Here is a 14,647-nt window from a genome sequence, read left to right as displayed (position 1 = left end):
GTGCAATAGTAAGACATCGATACGGACGCGAGATCTTGCACATGGAAACGCTCTCCCCCCTCTCTCAGGTGGCGGTCAAGGACCTGGAAACGGCCCAGACCCCCGCCCGCTTCTCCACCGCCTTCATCGAGCGCCTGCTCTCGCGTTGCGAGACGCGCATGGACGAGATGGACGCCTGCCCCGACATGAGCGCTGATCTGCGCCTGATCCACATGCAGAACGTCGATCTGCTGGTGCGTACCGTGGTGGGCGAATGCCGCCATCGGGATCAGATCCGCCGCGTGCAGCGCATCCTGAGCTTCTGCGAAGCCCACGCCGGCTGGCTGCAGCCGCAACCGGTCGTGAGCAAGGGCGCCGCCTAGCGGACGGCGCCGCCGGGCCCTAGCCGGCCCGGCGCAGCAACAGGATCCCAGCCACGGCGCAGAGCAGCGCCGGTGCCAGCACGGCCAGCAGCGGCGAGAAGCCGAACACCAGGCTGGACGGTCCCAGCAGGTCCTGGAAGATGCGCAGGGCGAAGCCGATGATCACCCCGGTGAAGATCCGCTGGCCCAGGGTCACCGAGCGCAGCGGGCCGAAGATGAAGGAGATCGCCATCAACACCAGAGCGGCGGTCACCAGCGGCTGGAAGATCTTCGACCAGAACGCCAGCCAGTAGCTCTTGTTGCTCAGGCCCTGATCGGCCAGGTAGTGGATGTACCACCACAGCCCGGAGATCGACAGCGCATCCGGCTCCATGATCACGGTATCGAGCACCTGCGGGGTCAGCTCGACGTTCCAGATCACCTTGGGCTCCTGACGCACACTGGTCTGGCGATTGCCGAAGTCGGTGATGCTGACGTTTTCCAGCTCCCAGTGATCTCCACGATAGATACCGCGCTGGGCGAAGCTGGATTGCAGCAGATGGCGATTGTCGTCGAATTCGTAGCGCGTCACGCCCAGCAGCAGGCCATTGGGCTGCACGGCGTTGACGTGGGTGTACTCGTGGCCCTGGCGATGCCAGAGGCCATGACGCGAACTCTGCGCCTTGCCGGCGCTCTGCGCCAGGGCACGACCGCTCTGCGCCAGGTTCTCCGACCAGGGCGCCACGTACTCGCCGACCAGGATGCCGGCGATGAGCAGCACGAACATCGGCTTCATCACCGCCCAGACGATGCGCCCCAGGGAAACCCCAGCGGCACGCATCACGATCAGCTCGCTGCTGCTGGCCAGGGTGCCCAGGCCGATCAGGCAGCCAATCAGCGCCGCCATGGGCAGCATCTCGTAGGCTCGCCGCGGCGAGGTGAGCAGGACGAACTTGAGCGCCTCGGCGACGCCGTAGTTGTCGTCGAAGTCGCCGAGCTGGTCGATGAAGGCGAACAGCAGGGCCAGACCAACGATCACACCCAGCACCGCGAGGATGCTGACGAAGACGGTGCGCCCTATGTACCAATCGAGCTTGTTCATGCCGCTACCTCCGGCTTGCGACCGCGCAGACGCGCCTTGAGCGGTTCCCAGAAGGCCAGCAGCAGCCCCAGCACCAGGAACAGCAGGTGCACGCCCCACAGACCGATGGCCGGCGGCAGGCGGCCTTTATCCAGGGCGCCGCGGGCGGCGATCAGCAGCGACAGGTAGGCCATGTACAGCAGGATCGCCGGCAGCAGCTTGAGGAAGCGGCCCTGACGCGGATTGACCTTGGCCAAGGGCACGGCGATGAGAGTCACGACGAACACCAGGATTGGCAGCGACAGCCGCCATTGCAGCTCGCCGCGATACTGCAGCTCGTTGCTGCGCATGAGTTCACCGGTGGTGACGGCGTCACGCTCGCTGATGTCCTCGCTGACCGCGGGCTTGGGCAGGAGCACGCCATAGGTCTCGTACTGCACGGCGCGGTAATCGGCCTGGCCCGGCACGCCGTCGTAGCGGAAGCCGTTCTGCAGGATCAGGTAGCGACTGCCGTCCGGGTGGATTTCCTGCCGCCCGGTGTCGGCCACCAGCACGCCCACGCCGCGGTCCTTGCCGCCGGCGGTGGAGGTGTTGCGCTCGGAAATGAAGACGCCGCCCAGCTGGCTGCGATCCGCCGACAGGCGCTCGGTGTAGGTGACCCGCGAATTGTCCCGCAGCGACTGGAAGCGGCCCGGTTCGAGGGTGTCGAACTCGGTCATGGCATCCTGCTGATTGAGGATGGTGGTGACCTTCTGCACGCCCAGGGGTGCCAGCGACAGACTCAGCCAGGCGACCACCAGGGCCACCACCGCGGCCGGCGCCATGCTGTAGGCCAGCAGGCGGCGCGGACTCAGGCCGGTGGCGGTGAGCACGGTCATCTCGCTGTCCAGGTACAGCCGGCCATAGGCGAGCAGGAAGCCGAGAAAGAGGCCCAGCGGCAGGATCAGCTGCAGGAAGCCGGGGATGCGGTAGGCCATGATGAGCAGGAGCACGCCCGGATCCAGCAGGCCCTGGGCCGCTTGGGCCAGGTACTTGATGAAGCGGCCGCTCATGATGATCACCAGCAGCACGGCACTGACCGCACCGAGGGTGGTGAGAACTTCTCGAGACAGATAGCGGAAGACGATCAAACAGGATTCTCCAGGGTTGTCAGGCTCTGGCGCGAACGCTCACACTAGCTCGGCTGCATGGCTTGCGTTGCAAGGCCCACCCGTTGAAGGCCGATCGCCGGGAAAGGCCCTGGCGAAAGCCCCGCATTATATCCTGCGAACTCATGTGTTTGTCTTGGGGAGCTTCTCCTAATGGAATTCGTCGTCAAAAACGCTCGTCCGGAAACCCTGAAAACCGCCACGCTGGTCGTGGCCGTCGGTGAAGGCGGTGCGCTCGACGCAGCGGCCAGCGCCGTGGACGCTGCCACTTCCGGCGCCCTGAGCGCAGCGGTCAAGCGCGGCGACATCGCCGGCAAGGCCGGCCAGACCCTGCTGCTCACCAATCTGCCCGGCCTCAAGGCCGAACGCGTGCTGCTCGTCGGTAGCGGCGCCAGCGAAGGGCTTTCCGACCGTCAGTACCGCAAGCTGGCCAGCGGCGCCCTGGGCGTGCTCAAGAGCCTGGGTGGCAGCGACGCCGCCATCGCCCTCGGCGATGTGCCGGTCAAGAATCGCGATGGTTATGCCCGCCTGCGCCTGCTGGCCGAGACCCTGGCCGACGGCGACTATGTCTTCGATCGCTTCAAGAGCAAGAAGGCCGAGCCGCGGCCGCTGAAGAAGCTGACCCTGGTCACCACCAAGGCCTCCCAGCCGGAAGCCGAACGCGCCCTGGCCCATGCCCTGGCGATCACCCACGGCACCGCCTATGCCAAGGACTTCGGCAACCTGCCGCCAAACGTCTGCAACCCGGTCTATGTAGCCGATCAGGCCAAGGCCCTGGGCAAGCAGTTCAAGGACGCCGGGCTCTCCGTCGAGGTGCTCGACGAGAAGAAGATGCGCGAACTGGGCATGGGCTCCTTCCTCGCTGTGGCCCAGGGCAGCGCCCAGCCGCCGCGCCTGGTGGTGCTGCAGTACCGGGGCGGCGCCAAGAACGCCCAGCCCTACACCCTGGTCGGCAAGGGCATCACTTTCGACACCGGCGGCATCAGCATCAAGCCGAGCGCCGGCATGGACGAGATGAAGTACGACATGTGCGGCGCCGCCAGCGTCCTGGGCACCTTCCGCGCCCTCATGGAGCTCAAGCCAGCGATCAACGTGGTGGGTCTGCTGGCCCTGGCCGAGAACATGCCCAGCGGCACCGCCACCCGCCCGGGTGACATCGTCACCAGCATGAGCGGCCAGACCATCGAGATCCTCAACACCGACGCCGAGGGCCGCCTGGTGCTGTGCGACACCCTCACCTACGCCGAGCGCTTCCAGCCCAAGGCGGTGATCGACATCGCCACCCTCACCGGGGCCTGCATCACCGCCCTGGGTTCGCTGGTCTCGGGCCTGATGGGCAACGACGACGCCCTGATCGACCAGGTCAAGCAGGCCGGCGATCGCGCCGACGACCGCGTCTGGCAACTGCCGCTGCACGAGGAGTACCAGGAGCAGCTGGACAGCCCCTTCGCCGACATGGCCAACATCGGCGGTCCCAAGGCCGGCACCATCACCGCGGGCTGCTTCCTGGCGCGCTATGCCAAGGCCTATCCCTGGGCGCACCTGGACGTGGCCGGCACCGCCTGGATCAGCGGCGGCAAGGACAAGGCCGCCACCGGTCGCCCGGTACCGCTGCTGGTGCAGTACCTGCTCGACCGCACCGCCGAGGCCTAAGCACCTGCTCAAAGTCTGCTGCGCGTCGGCCAAACGGCGTTGAAAAGACCTTCGGAATGCTCATTTACGTTTTGTAAACTCCACTTCCTCAGGTCTTTTCGCCTTGTTTGGCTCTAGCTCGCGAGACTTTGAACACGCGCTAACGCCTATAGAGGCCGCGACGCCCCTACGTCGCGGCCTTGCCGCTTCCCTCCCCTTCTTCGTGATCCGCCATGACCCGTGTCGATTTTTATGTCCTGCCCTCCACCGATCCCGCGGCGCGGCTGGCCTTTGCCTGCCGGCTGGTGGACAAGGCCTGGAAGCAGGGCATGCCGGTCTATGTGCATTGCGCCGACACCGAGCAGCGTCAGCGCCTGGACGAACAGCTATGGGCCTTCCGTCCCGACAGCTTCATTCCCCACGACTTGGCGGAAACCGCCAGTGACAGTCCGGTGGTGCTGGGCCTGACCACGACCGCCGAGCAAACGGGCGAACTGCTGATCAACCTCAGCCTGGCCCCGCCGCCCTGCCATGCGGGTTTCGCCCGGATCGCCGAAGTGGTCGTCGAAGCCCCCGACGTGCGCCAGGCGATGCGCGAAGGTTTTCGCTTCTACCGCAAGCTTGGCTATGCTCTACAGGACCATCAGCTGTCACGTGTCTGATTTCATGACCAGCACCAAGCCTCCCGCGCACGTCCTGCAAGACCTCGAAGCCATCCGCCAGGTGCTCGACAAGAGTCGCAACACGATTCATCCGAGCAGCGCCGATGGCATCCCCATCCTCTCCGACGTCATCGCGCCCAGCGCCGAGCGCCTCAAGGCCATCCCGCCGCTGCTCGACCAGATCGTGCCGGACGCCATCGAAGAGGTGACACCCAGCGCGCCCCATGAAGACCTGGCCCACGTCCGCCTGCACCAGGAGGCGCCGGCCATCCTGCAGGAACTGCTCGACGAGCAGTTGCCGCGCCTGGAAGCCGAGTTGCAGCGCCGTCTGCAACGGCGCCTGGAAGAACTGCTGCAGCGTCCCTGAGCGCGGAGCGCCAAGGCGCCCTGCCGCCGGCCGGCGGGAGTCGCTATACTCGGAGGCTTTCCTCTTCCAGCGACAAAAGCCCCCTCCATGGACAAGACCTACCAGCCGCACGCCATCGAAACCTCCTGGTACCAGACCTGGGAACGCCAGGGCTACTTCGCGCCCCAGGGGTCGGGCGAGCCCTACACCATCATGATCCCGCCGCCGAACGTGACCGGCAGCCTGCACATGGGCCATGGCTTCAACAATGCCATCATGGATGCCCTGATCCGCTTCCGCCGCATGCAGGGTCGCAACACCCTCTGGCAGCCGGGCACCGACCACGCCGGCATCGCCACCCAGATGCTGGTGGAGCGCCGCATCGGTGCCGAGGGCCTGTCGCGCCATGACCTGGGCCGGGAAAAATTCCTGGAAAAGGTCTGGGAATGGAAGAGCGAATCGGGTGGCAACATCAGTCGGCAGATCCGCCGCCTGGGCTCCTCGGTGGACTGGTCGCGCGAGCGCTTCACCATGGACGACGGCCTCTCCGAGGCGGTCAAGGAAGCCTTCGTACGCCTGCACGAGGACGGTCTGATCTATCGCGGCAAGCGCCTGGTCAACTGGGACACCAAGCTGCACACCGCCATTTCCGACCTGGAAGTGGAAAGCCATGACGAGAAAGGCCACCTCTGGCACCTGCGCTATCCCCTGGCGGACGGCGCCCGCACCGCCGAGGGCATGGATCACCTGGTGGTCGCTACTACCCGCCCCGAGACCCTGCTGGGCGATGCCGCCGTGGCCGTGCATCCGGAAGATCCGCGCTACAAGGATCTGATCGGCCAGTACGTCGAACTGCCCCTGGTGGGCCGCCGCATCCCCATCGTCGGCGACGACTACTGCGACCCCGAATTCGGCACCGGCTGCGTCAAGATCACCCCGGCCCACGATTTCAACGATTATGAAGTCGGCAAGCGCCACAACCTGCCGCTGATCAACGTCTTCGACGCCGACGCGGCCATCCTGCCCGGCGCTCAGGTGTTCAACCTGGACGGCAGCGTCAACGGCATGTTCGACGCCACCCTGCCCGAGGCCTACGCCGGCCTGGACCGTTTCGAGGCGCGCAAGCGCATCGTCGCCGACCTAGACGCCGCCGGCCGCCTGGAGAAGATCGAGGACCACGCCCTCAAGGTGCCCAAGGGCGACCGTTCCGGCACCGTGATCGAGCCCTGGCTGACCGACCAGTGGTACGTCTCCACCAAGCCCCTGGCCGAGAAAGCCATCGGCGTGGTCGAGAGCGGCGAGGTGCAGTTCGTGCCCAAGCAATACGAGAACATGTACTTCAGCTGGATGCGCGACATCCAGGACTGGTGCATCAGCCGCCAGCTCTGGTGGGGCCACCGCATTCCCGCCTGGTACGACCAGGCCGGCAACGTCTATGTCGGCCGTGACGAAGCCGAGGTACGCGCCAAGCACGACCTCGGTGACATCGCCCTGCGCCAGGACGACGATGTGCTGGATACCTGGTTCAGCTCCGGTCTGTGGACTTTCTCCACCCTGGGTTGGCCCGAGCAGACCGAGGCGCTGAAGACCTTCCATCCCACCGACGTGCTGGTCACCGGCTTCGACATCATCTTCTTCTGGGTCGCCCGGATGATCATGCTGTCCACCCACCTGACCGGGCAGATCCCGTTCAAGACCGTCTACGTCCACGGCCTAGTCCGCGATGGCCAGGGCCAGAAGATGTCCAAGTCCAAGGGCAACGTGCTCGATCCCCTCGACATCGTCGATGGCATCGACCTGGACACCCTGCTGCAGAAGCGCACCAGCGGCCTGATGCAGCCCAAGCTGGCCGAGAAGATCGCCAAGCAGACCCGCGCCGAATTCCCGGACGGCATCGCCAGCTACGGCACCGATGCCCTGAGATTCACCTTCTGCTCCCTGGCCACCACCGGCCGCGACGTCAAGTTCGACATGGGTCGCGTCGAGGGCTATCGCAACTTCTGCAACAAGCTGTGGAACGCGGCGAACTTCGTCATGGAGAACGTCGAAGGCCAGGACACCGGCGTCAATGACGAACCGGTCGAGCTGTCCTCGGTGGATCGCTGGATCATCTCCCAGCTGCAGCGCACCGAGGCCGAGGTGACCCGTCAGCTCGACGCCTTCCGCTTCGACCTGGCCACTCAGGCCCTCTATGAATTCGTCTGGGACGAGTACTGTGCCTGGTACCTGGAGCTGGTCAAGCCGGTGCTGTGGGACGAGAACGCCTCCATCGAGCGCCAGCGCGGTACCCGCCGCACTCTGGCGCGGGTACTGGAAGTGGTGCTGCGCCTGGCGCACCCCTTCATGCCCTTCATCACCGAGGAAATCTGGCAGCGCCTCAAGGCGCCGGCCGGTGTCCAGGGTGAGACGCTGATGCTGCAGCCCTGGCCGGTAGCCAACGAGGCGCGCATCGACGCCGCCGCCGAAGGCGACATCGAGTGGGTCAAGGCGCTGATGCTGGGCGTGCGGCAGATCCGCGGCGAGATGAAGATTTCCATGGCCAAGCGCATCGACATCATCGTCGCCAATGCCAGTGCCGAGGACCAGCGCCGCCTGGCCGACTTCGAGCCGCTGCTGAACAAGCTGGCCAAGTTGGAATCGGTCCGCGTGCTGGCCGCCGGCGAGGAAGCGCCGATGTCCGCCACCACCCTGGTGGGCGAGATGGAAGTGCTGGTGCCCATGGCCGGGCTGATCGACAAGGACGCGGAACTGGCGCGCCTGGACAAGGAGATCGGCCGCCTGGAAGGCGAGGTCAAGCGCGTCGGCGGCAAGCTGGGCAACGAAGGCTTCGTCGCCAAGGCGCCGGCCGAGGTCCTGGAAAAGGAACGCGCCAAACTGGCCGAGGCAGAACAGGCCCTGGTCAAGCTGGTGGACCAGCGGCAGCGCATCGCCACCCTCTGATGCCCCTGAAGCCCACCCTTGCGGTGGGCTTTTTATTGCCCAGGACGATTCTCATGGATGTGAGCAAGACCAAGACCAGCTTCTATCGCCGGCTCTATGTGGCCTGGCTGGTGGCCAGTGGCACCGCCACCAGCGTGCCGACGCTGATGGCCGCCACCGGCATGCCGCGGCGTACCGCCCAGGACACCCTGCTGGCGCTGGCCGATCTGGATATCGACTGCCAGTTCGTGCAGGGCGAAGGCGCCCGCAACAATGCCGGCGGCTACGAGATCCGCGACTGGGGCGCGGTGGACCCGCGCTGGGTCGAGCGCGAGCTGGCGCGGATCAAGACGGTCCTGGGCTATCCCTGAACCCTAGAAATCCAGCACCTGCACCACGTCATAGGCCGGCGTCTCATAGGGATGCGCCGCCTTGAGCGCCGCCACGGCCTGGCGGGCGATAGCTTCGTCGGCCAGCACCAGCTCCACCCGCCATTCCTCCACCCGTTCGAGACTGCCCTGCTCGCCCAGGTGCGGCTGGCTGCCAGGCAACGGGCGGAACTGGCCGAGGCCCCGGACCTGCCAGCAGCAGCTGTCGTAGCGGCCGATGCGACCGCCGCCCACGGCGAAGATCGCCTGCTTGACGGCTTCGAGGTGCGAGTCGGGGACATAGAAACACAGCTTGAACATCGATGACTCCGGGGACAGGGGACGACCCCTTCAGCTTAAACCCTTCCCAGAAAGACGAAACCCGCGCCGAGGCGCGGGTTTCGTCAGACGCGAGCCGAGGACTCAGTCCACCCAGACCCGCGCATTGCGGAACAGGCGCATCCAGCCGCCGTCCTCGCCCTGCCAGTCGGCCGGGATCCAGGAGTTCTGCACGGCGCGGAAGCAGCGCTCGGGGTGCGGCATCATCAGCAGCACGCGACCGTCCTGGCTGGACAGACCGGTGATGCCCAGCGGCGAGCCGTTGGGGTTGGCCGGATAGGTCTCGGTGACCTTGCTGTGGCCATCGACATAGCGCAGCGCCACGGTGCCGGAGACATCGGCGGCGACCAGCGCCTGCTGGCTCGGGTACTCGGCGAAGCCTTCGCCGTGGGCGATGGCGATGGGCAGCCGCGACCCGGCCATGCCGGCGAGGAACAGCGAGGGCGAATCCTGCACCTGGACCATGGCCACCCGTGCCTCGAACTGCTCGGAGCGGTTGCGCACGAAGCGCGGCCAGAATTCGCTGCCGGGCACCAGCTCGCGCAGGTTGGCGACCATCTGGCAGCCGTTGCACACGCCCAGGGTGAAGGTATCGGTGCGCTCGAAGAACTGCTGGAAGCCGTCGCGGGCCCGGGCGTTGAACAGGATGGACTTGGCCCAGCCACCGCCGGCGCCGAGCACGTCGCCATAGGAGAAGCCGCCACAGGCCACCACGCCCTTGAAGTCCGCCAGGTCGATGCGACCGGAGAGGATGTCGCTCATGTGCACGTCGATGGCGGCGAAGCCGGCGCGATCGAAGGCCGCGCCCATCTCCACCTGACCGTTGACGCCCTGCTCGCGCAGGATGGCGACCTGGGGCCGCACGCCCTTCTTGATGTAGGGGGCGCAGATGTCCTCGTTGGGATCATAAGCCAGCTTGGCCGACAGACCCGGATGATCCTCTTCCAGCAGAGCGTCGAATTCCTGCTGGGCGCAGTCGGCGTTGTCGCGCAGGCGCTGGATCTGGAAGCTGGTCTCGCTCCAGACGCGCTGCAGCATGCGCCGCTCGGCCCGGTAGAGATGCTCGTCGTGGTAGTGGATGTTGATCTCGTAGCCGTTGACCGGGTTGCCGATCACCGCCACGCAGTCTTCCAGACCGGCCGCGCTGAACTGGGCCAGCACCTCGTGGGTGAAGTCCTGGGGCACCTGGATGACGGCGCCCAGTTCTTCGGCGAACAGCGCCCGGGTCAGCTCGTCACGGTCGGCGGCCAGGGCGTCCAGGCGCAGGGCCAGGCCGCAGTGACCGGCGAAGGCCATTTCCACCAGGGTGGTGATGAGGCCGCCGTCGGAACGGTCGTGGTAGGCCAGCAGCAGGCCGTCCTGGTTGAGGCCCTGGATCACGGCGAAGAAGGCCTTGAGGTCTTCGGCTTCGTCGACGTCGGGAGCCTGCTGGCCGAGCTTGCCGTGGGTCTGGGCAAGGATGGAGCCGCCCAGGCGATTCTGGCCGCGGCCGAGATCGATCAGGATCAGGTCGGTCTGGCCCTTGTCCAAGCGCAGCTGGGGGGTCAGGGTGCGGCGGATGTCCTGCACCGGGGCGAAGCCGGTGATCACCAGGGACAGTGGCGCGGTGACGCTCTTGTCTTCGCCACCGTCCTGCCAGCGGGTCTTCATGGACATGGAGTCCTTACCGACCGGGATGGTGATGCCCAGCTGCGGGCACAGCTCCATGCCCACCGCCTTGACGGTTTCATAGAGGCGCGCGTCTTCGCCCGGGTGGCCGGCGGCGGCCATCCAGTTGGCGGAGAGCTTGATGTCGCCGAGCTTGTCGATGCGCGCGGCGGCCAGGTTGGTGATGGTCTCGCCGATAGCCATGCGGCCGGAAGCGGGCGCGTCGAGCAGCGCCAGCGGGGTGCGCTCGCCCATGGCCATGGCTTCGCCGGTGTGGACGTCGAAGCTGGTGGCGGTCACGGCGCAGTCGGCCACCGGCACCTGCCAGGGACCGACCATCTGGTCGCGGGCGACCAGGCCGGTGATGGTGCGGTCGCCGATGGTAATCAGGAAGCTCTTGCTGGCCACGGCCGGGTGGCGCAGGACACGCTCCACCGACTCGGTCAGGTCCAGGCCGGCGCCGTCGAAGGCGTCGCCCAGCTCGGCTTCCCGGGTGGCGCTGCGGTGCATGCGCGGCGGCTTGCCGAGCAGGACGTCCAGCGGCATGTCCACGGCGTTGTTGCCGAAGTGGCTGTCGGCCACGGTCAGCTGGCGCTCCTCGGTGGCCTCGCCGACCACGGCGAAGGGGCAACGCTCGCGTTCGCAGATGGCCTTGAAGGTCTCGAAGTTCTCGGCGTCCACGGAGAGCACGTAGCGCTCCTGGGACTCGTTGCACCAGATCTCCAGCGGACTCATGCCCGGCTCGTCGTTGGGCACGTTGCGCAGCTCGAAACGACCGCCGCGCCCGGCATCGTTGACCAGTTCGGGGAAGGCGTTGGACAGGCCGCCCGCACCCACGTCGTGGATGAAGGTGATGGGGTTGTTTTCACCCAGCTGCCAGCAGCGGTCGATGACCTCCTGGCAGCGGCGCTCCATTTCCGGGTTCTCGCGCTGCACCGAGGCGAAATCCAGGTCGGCGGAGCTGGCACCGGTGGACATGGACGAGGCGGCGCCGCCGCCCAGACCGATCAGCATGGCCGGACCACCGAGCACGATGAGCTTGCCGCCCACCGAGATGTCGCCCTTCTGCACGTGGTCGGCGCGGATGTTGCCCAGGCCGCCGGCGAGCATGATCGGCTTGTGGTAGCCGCGCACCTCGGGACCACGGGGGGTCTCGACCTGCTGCTCGAAGGTGCGGAAGTAGCCGGCTAGAGCCGGGCGACCGAATTCGTTGTTGAAGGCGGCGCCGCCCAGCGGGCCCTCGATCATGATGTCCAGCGGGGTGACGATGCGCTCGGGTTTGCCGTAGGGCTGCTCCCAGGGCTGCTCGAAACCGGGGATGTTCAGGTTGGAGACGGTGAAGCCGGTCAGGCCGGCCTTGGGCTTGGAGCCGCGGCCGGTGGCGCCTTCGTCGCGGATCTCGCCGCCGGAGCCGGTGGAGGCGCCGGGGAAGGGGGCGATGGCCGTCGGGTGGTTGTGGGTCTCCACCTTCATCAGGATGTGCACGGGCTGGCTGTGCGCGCCGTACTCGCGGGACTCGGCGTCGGGATAGAAGCGGCCGGCGGTGAAGCCTTCCATGACCGCGGCGTTGTCCTTGTAGGCGGACAGCACGCCGGTGCGGTTCATCTCGTAGGTATTCTTGATCATGCCGAACAGCGACTTCTCCTGGCTTTCGCCGTCGATGTCCCAGCTGGCATTGAAGATCTTGTGCCGGCAGTGCTCGGAGTTGGCCTGGGCGAACATCATGAGTTCGATGTCATGGGGATTGCGCCCCAGGGCGGTGAAGCTCTTGACCAGGTAGTCGATCTCGTCCTCGGCCAGGGCCAGGCCCAGCTCGAGGTTGGCCTGCTCCAGCGCGGCATGACCACCGCCGAGCACGTCCACCGCGGTGAGCGGCTTGGGCGCGGCATGGCTGAAGATGTCGGCGGCGGCGTCCAGGGTCGGCAGCACGCGCTGGGTCATGCGGTCATGCAGGGCCGCGGCCAGCTGCGCGTGGGCAACGCCGTCCAGCTCGCCGGCGACATAGTAGGCCACGCCGCGCTCCAGACGCTCGATCTGCGCCAGGCCACAGTTGTGGGCGATGTCGGTGGCCTTGCTCGACCAGGGCGAGATGGTGCCCAGGCGCGGGACGATGAGGAACAGCGCGCCTTGGGGTTCTTGCTGGGGGACGCTGGGGCCGTATTGCAGCAGTCGGCCGAGGATGCCCTCTTCCTCCGCGCTCAGGGTGCCGGCGACTTCGGCGAAATGAACGAACTCGGCATAGAGCCCGGAGACACCGGGAACCAGGCGAGTCAGCTGGTCGAGAAGTTTGCCGTGACGGAACGAAGAAAGAGCGGGAGCGCCGCGCAGGATCAGCATCGGGGACAGCCTCGGGGCCAAGTCACTTTGGGGCCGTGCATTCTAGCCTAAAGGCGCGCCGGGGACACCTTCCGGCGACGAGGGTTCATGCAGCCTTACCACCATCCTTGTATGTATAAAATGGGCGCTGGGCCACTTCTCGCGTATACTGCCCGCCGTTACGGCCTGCCGCGCCCCATGGACGCGGCTCCCCATTGGGCTCAGGATAGAGCCTTTGGCCGGACCGGTGGCGCGGAGCGTCCCGACCATAACGAGTGCCCGGAGGGGCCGACCGATGAGGCGCGTCAGCAAGGCGCCAGTGCCGTTTTGATGCCGTATGGCCGAGCTAGCCCATTTGAATAGAGCCTTCAAGCGATTCGCCTGGCTTACCCTGCCCTTCCTCGCCTTGCTCATGAGCTGCGGGGAGGCCGACGTGCCTGCGCCGCCCAAGCCTACCGCGCTGGAGCAGGTGCAGCAGGCGGGAGTCCTGCGCGTGGTGACGCGCAACAGTCCGGCGACCTATTTCCAGGACCGCAACGGCGAGACCGGCTTCGAATACGAACTGGTCAAGGGCTTCGCCGAATCGCTCAAGGTACGCCTGGAAATCAGCACCGCCGACAACCTCGACGACCTCTTCAATCGCTTGACCGCGCCTGACGGGCCGGTGATCGCCGCGGCCGGCCTCACGCCTTCGATCAATCGCCAGAGTCTGAAGTTTTCCCGCAGCTATCTGGACGTGGTGCCCCAGGTCATCTATCGCAACGGCACCGTCCGCCCCAGCACGCCCAAGGACCTGGTCGGCAAGCGCATCCTGGTGCTCAAGGGCAGCAGCCAGGCCCAGCAACTAAAGGCGCTGCAGGCCCAGGTGTCGGGGCTGGCCTTCGACGAATCCGATCAGGTGGAGGTCAGCGACCTGCTGCGCATGGTCGACGAGGGCCAGATCGACCTGACCCTGGTGGATTCCAACGAACTGGCCATGAACCAGGTCTATTTCCCCAATGTGCGGGTGGCCTTCGACCTGGGCGATAACCAGGGCCAGGCCTGGGCGCTGCAGCCCGGTGAGGACAACAGCCTGCTCGACGCGGTCAACGCCTACCTGGACAAGGTCCGCCGCGACGGCACCCTGCAGCAGCTCAAGGAGCGCTACTACGGCCACGTCGACGTGCTTGGTTACGTCGGTGCCTACACCTTCGCCCAGCACCTGCAGGAACGCCTGCCCAGGTACGAGAAGCACTTCCGCAAGGTGGCGCAGAAACACCAGTTGGACTGGCGCCTGCTGGCCGCCATGGGCTACCAGGAATCGCTGTGGACGCCGGACGCCACCTCCAAGACCGGGGTACGCGGCCTGATGATGCTGACCAATAACACCGCCCAGGCCATGGGGGTATCCAATCGCCTGGACCCCGAGCAGAGCATCACCGGCGGCGCCAAGTACTTCGACCAGATCCGCGACGAGCTGCCCGACAGCATCCGCGAACCGGATCGCACCTGGTTCGCCCTGGCCACCTACAACATCGGTATCGCCCACATCCTCGACGCCCGCCGCCTGGCCGAATCCCAGGGCCTGGACCCGGATCGCTGGCTGGACGTGAAGAAGATGCTGCCGCGCCTGGCGCAGAAGCAGTGGTACAGCAAGACCCGCTACGGTTACGCCCGCGGCGGCGAGACAGTGCAGTTCGTGCAGAACGTGCGCCGTTACTACGACATCCTCACCTGGACCACCCAGCCGCAGATGGAAGGCCAGCAACTAGCCAAGACCGGCCTGCACGTCCCCGCCATCGCCGACGACCGTCCCGTCCGGGAAACGCCCCAGGATATGTGAGGCTGCGGCCCGGTCTTGGCGCTGAC

Annotated in this window: 11 protein-coding genes; 7 read left to right on the top strand and 4 right to left on the bottom strand. The window is 66.4% G+C overall.

Annotation, left to right across the window (positions count from 1 at the left end; genetic code table 11):
* Nucleotides 1–41: 41 nt before the first annotated feature.
* Nucleotides 42–362: a hypothetical protein gene (locus tag FEZ61_RS09360; protein WP_017642549.1), complete on the top strand. Its 321-nt coding sequence runs from the start codon at nucleotides 42–44 to the stop codon at nucleotides 360–362.
* 19 nt (nucleotides 363–381) lie between these two features.
* Here FEZ61_RS09360 and lptG read toward each other — a convergent pair whose 3' ends face one another.
* Together lptG and lptF are read right to left on the bottom strand one after the other, a co-directional pair.
* Nucleotides 382–1,443 carry an LPS export ABC transporter permease LptG gene (lptG, locus tag FEZ61_RS09355; RefSeq protein WP_017642550.1) on the bottom strand — a complete coding sequence of 354 codons (1,062 nt, stop codon included), beginning with the start codon at nucleotides 1,441–1,443 and terminating at the stop codon, nucleotides 382–384.
* Nucleotides 1,440–2,552 carry an LPS export ABC transporter permease LptF gene (lptF, locus tag FEZ61_RS09350; RefSeq protein ID WP_017642551.1) on the bottom strand — a complete coding sequence of 371 codons (1,113 nt, stop codon included), beginning with the start codon at nucleotides 2,550–2,552 and terminating at the stop codon, nucleotides 1,440–1,442. Before lptF ends, lptG begins: the two co-directional genes overlap by 4 nt.
* Nucleotides 2,553–2,723: 171 nt before the next feature.
* Here lptF and FEZ61_RS09345 point away from each other — a divergent pair, with 171 nt between their 5' ends.
* The 5 genes from FEZ61_RS09345 to FEZ61_RS09325 all read left to right on the top strand — a co-directional run bounded on the left by FEZ61_RS09345 (nucleotide 2,724) and on the right by FEZ61_RS09325 (nucleotide 8,500).
* Nucleotides 2,724–4,223 carry a leucyl aminopeptidase gene (locus tag FEZ61_RS09345; RefSeq protein WP_173148380.1) on the top strand — a complete coding sequence of 500 codons (1,500 nt, stop codon included), beginning with the start codon at nucleotides 2,724–2,726 and terminating at the stop codon, nucleotides 4,221–4,223.
* Nucleotides 4,224–4,435: 212 nt separating this feature from the next.
* Entirely contained in the window at nucleotides 4,436–4,864 is a 429-nt protein-coding gene (locus tag FEZ61_RS09340; RefSeq protein ID WP_017642553.1) for a DNA polymerase III subunit chi, read from the top strand.
* Between the two features lie 4 nt (nucleotides 4,865–4,868).
* The gene (locus FEZ61_RS09335) at nucleotides 4,869–5,231 is read left to right on the top strand and encodes a hypothetical protein (RefSeq protein ID WP_017642554.1); all 363 of its coding nucleotides are present in this window, start codon (nucleotides 4,869–4,871) and stop codon (nucleotides 5,229–5,231) included.
* A gap of 87 nt (nucleotides 5,232–5,318) precedes the next feature.
* A complete protein-coding gene (locus FEZ61_RS09330) occupies nucleotides 5,319–8,150 on the top strand; it encodes a valine--tRNA ligase (protein ID WP_173148378.1) in 2,832 nt (943 codons plus the stop codon).
* Between the two features lie 53 nt (nucleotides 8,151–8,203).
* A complete protein-coding gene (locus tag FEZ61_RS09325; protein ID WP_173148376.1) occupies nucleotides 8,204–8,500 on the top strand; it encodes a winged helix-turn-helix domain-containing protein in 297 nt (98 codons plus the stop codon).
* A gap of 3 nt (nucleotides 8,501–8,503) precedes the next feature.
* Here the strand turns inward: FEZ61_RS09325 and FEZ61_RS09320 are convergent, their stop codons facing one another.
* Together FEZ61_RS09320 and purL are read right to left on the bottom strand one after the other, a co-directional pair.
* On the bottom strand, nucleotides 8,504–8,818 hold the full coding sequence (locus FEZ61_RS09320; protein ID WP_173148374.1) for an NGG1p interacting factor NIF3: 315 nt from the start codon (nucleotides 8,816–8,818) through the stop codon (nucleotides 8,504–8,506).
* A 102-nt stretch (nucleotides 8,819–8,920) separates the two neighbouring features.
* On the bottom strand, nucleotides 8,921–12,820 hold the full coding sequence (purL, locus tag FEZ61_RS09315; protein WP_173148372.1) for a phosphoribosylformylglycinamidine synthase: 3,900 nt from the start codon (nucleotides 12,818–12,820) through the stop codon (nucleotides 8,921–8,923).
* A 316-nt stretch (nucleotides 12,821–13,136) separates the two neighbouring features.
* Between purL and mltF the strand changes: the two genes are divergently transcribed.
* Nucleotides 13,137–14,621 (top strand): membrane-bound lytic murein transglycosylase MltF, encoded by a 1,485-nt coding sequence (mltF, locus tag FEZ61_RS09310; RefSeq protein WP_173148370.1) that lies wholly within the window; start codon nucleotides 13,137–13,139, stop codon nucleotides 14,619–14,621.
* Nucleotides 14,622–14,647: the final 26 nt, after the last annotated feature.

Origin of the sequence: Pseudomonas sp. MS15a(2019), assembly GCF_013277805.1 — a bacterium.
Classification (GTDB): Bacteria; Pseudomonadota; Gammaproteobacteria; order Pseudomonadales; family Pseudomonadaceae; genus Chryseomonas; species Chryseomonas benzopyrenica.
This window is presented reverse-complemented; position numbering and strand designations above follow the sequence as displayed.

Bases quoted from the DNA above. Each gene is read 5' to 3' on its own strand.
- FEZ61_RS09345 (WP_173148380.1), top strand. From the start codon at position 2,724: ATGGAATTCGTCGTCAAAAACGCTCGTCCGGAAACCCTGAAAACCGCC.
- mltF (WP_173148370.1), top strand. From the start codon at position 13,137: ATGGCCGAGCTAGCCCATTTGAATAGAGCCTTCAAGCGATTCGCCTGG.
- FEZ61_RS09320 (WP_173148374.1), bottom strand. From the start codon at position 8,818: ATGTTCAAGCTGTGTTTCTATGTCCCCGACTCGCACCTCGAAGCCGTC.
- FEZ61_RS09335 (WP_017642554.1), top strand. From the start codon at position 4,869: ATGACCAGCACCAAGCCTCCCGCGCACGTCCTGCAAGACCTCGAAGCC.
- lptG (WP_017642550.1), bottom strand. From the start codon at position 1,443: ATGAACAAGCTCGATTGGTACATAGGGCGCACCGTCTTCGTCAGCATC.
- FEZ61_RS09330 (WP_173148378.1), top strand. From the start codon at position 5,319: ATGGACAAGACCTACCAGCCGCACGCCATCGAAACCTCCTGGTACCAG.
- FEZ61_RS09360 (WP_017642549.1), top strand. From the start codon at position 42: ATGGAAACGCTCTCCCCCCTCTCTCAGGTGGCGGTCAAGGACCTGGAA.
- FEZ61_RS09340 (WP_017642553.1), top strand. From the start codon at position 4,436: ATGACCCGTGTCGATTTTTATGTCCTGCCCTCCACCGATCCCGCGGCG.
- purL (WP_173148372.1), bottom strand. From the start codon at position 12,820: ATGCTGATCCTGCGCGGCGCTCCCGCTCTTTCTTCGTTCCGTCACGGC.
- FEZ61_RS09325 (WP_173148376.1), top strand. From the start codon at position 8,204: ATGGATGTGAGCAAGACCAAGACCAGCTTCTATCGCCGGCTCTATGTG.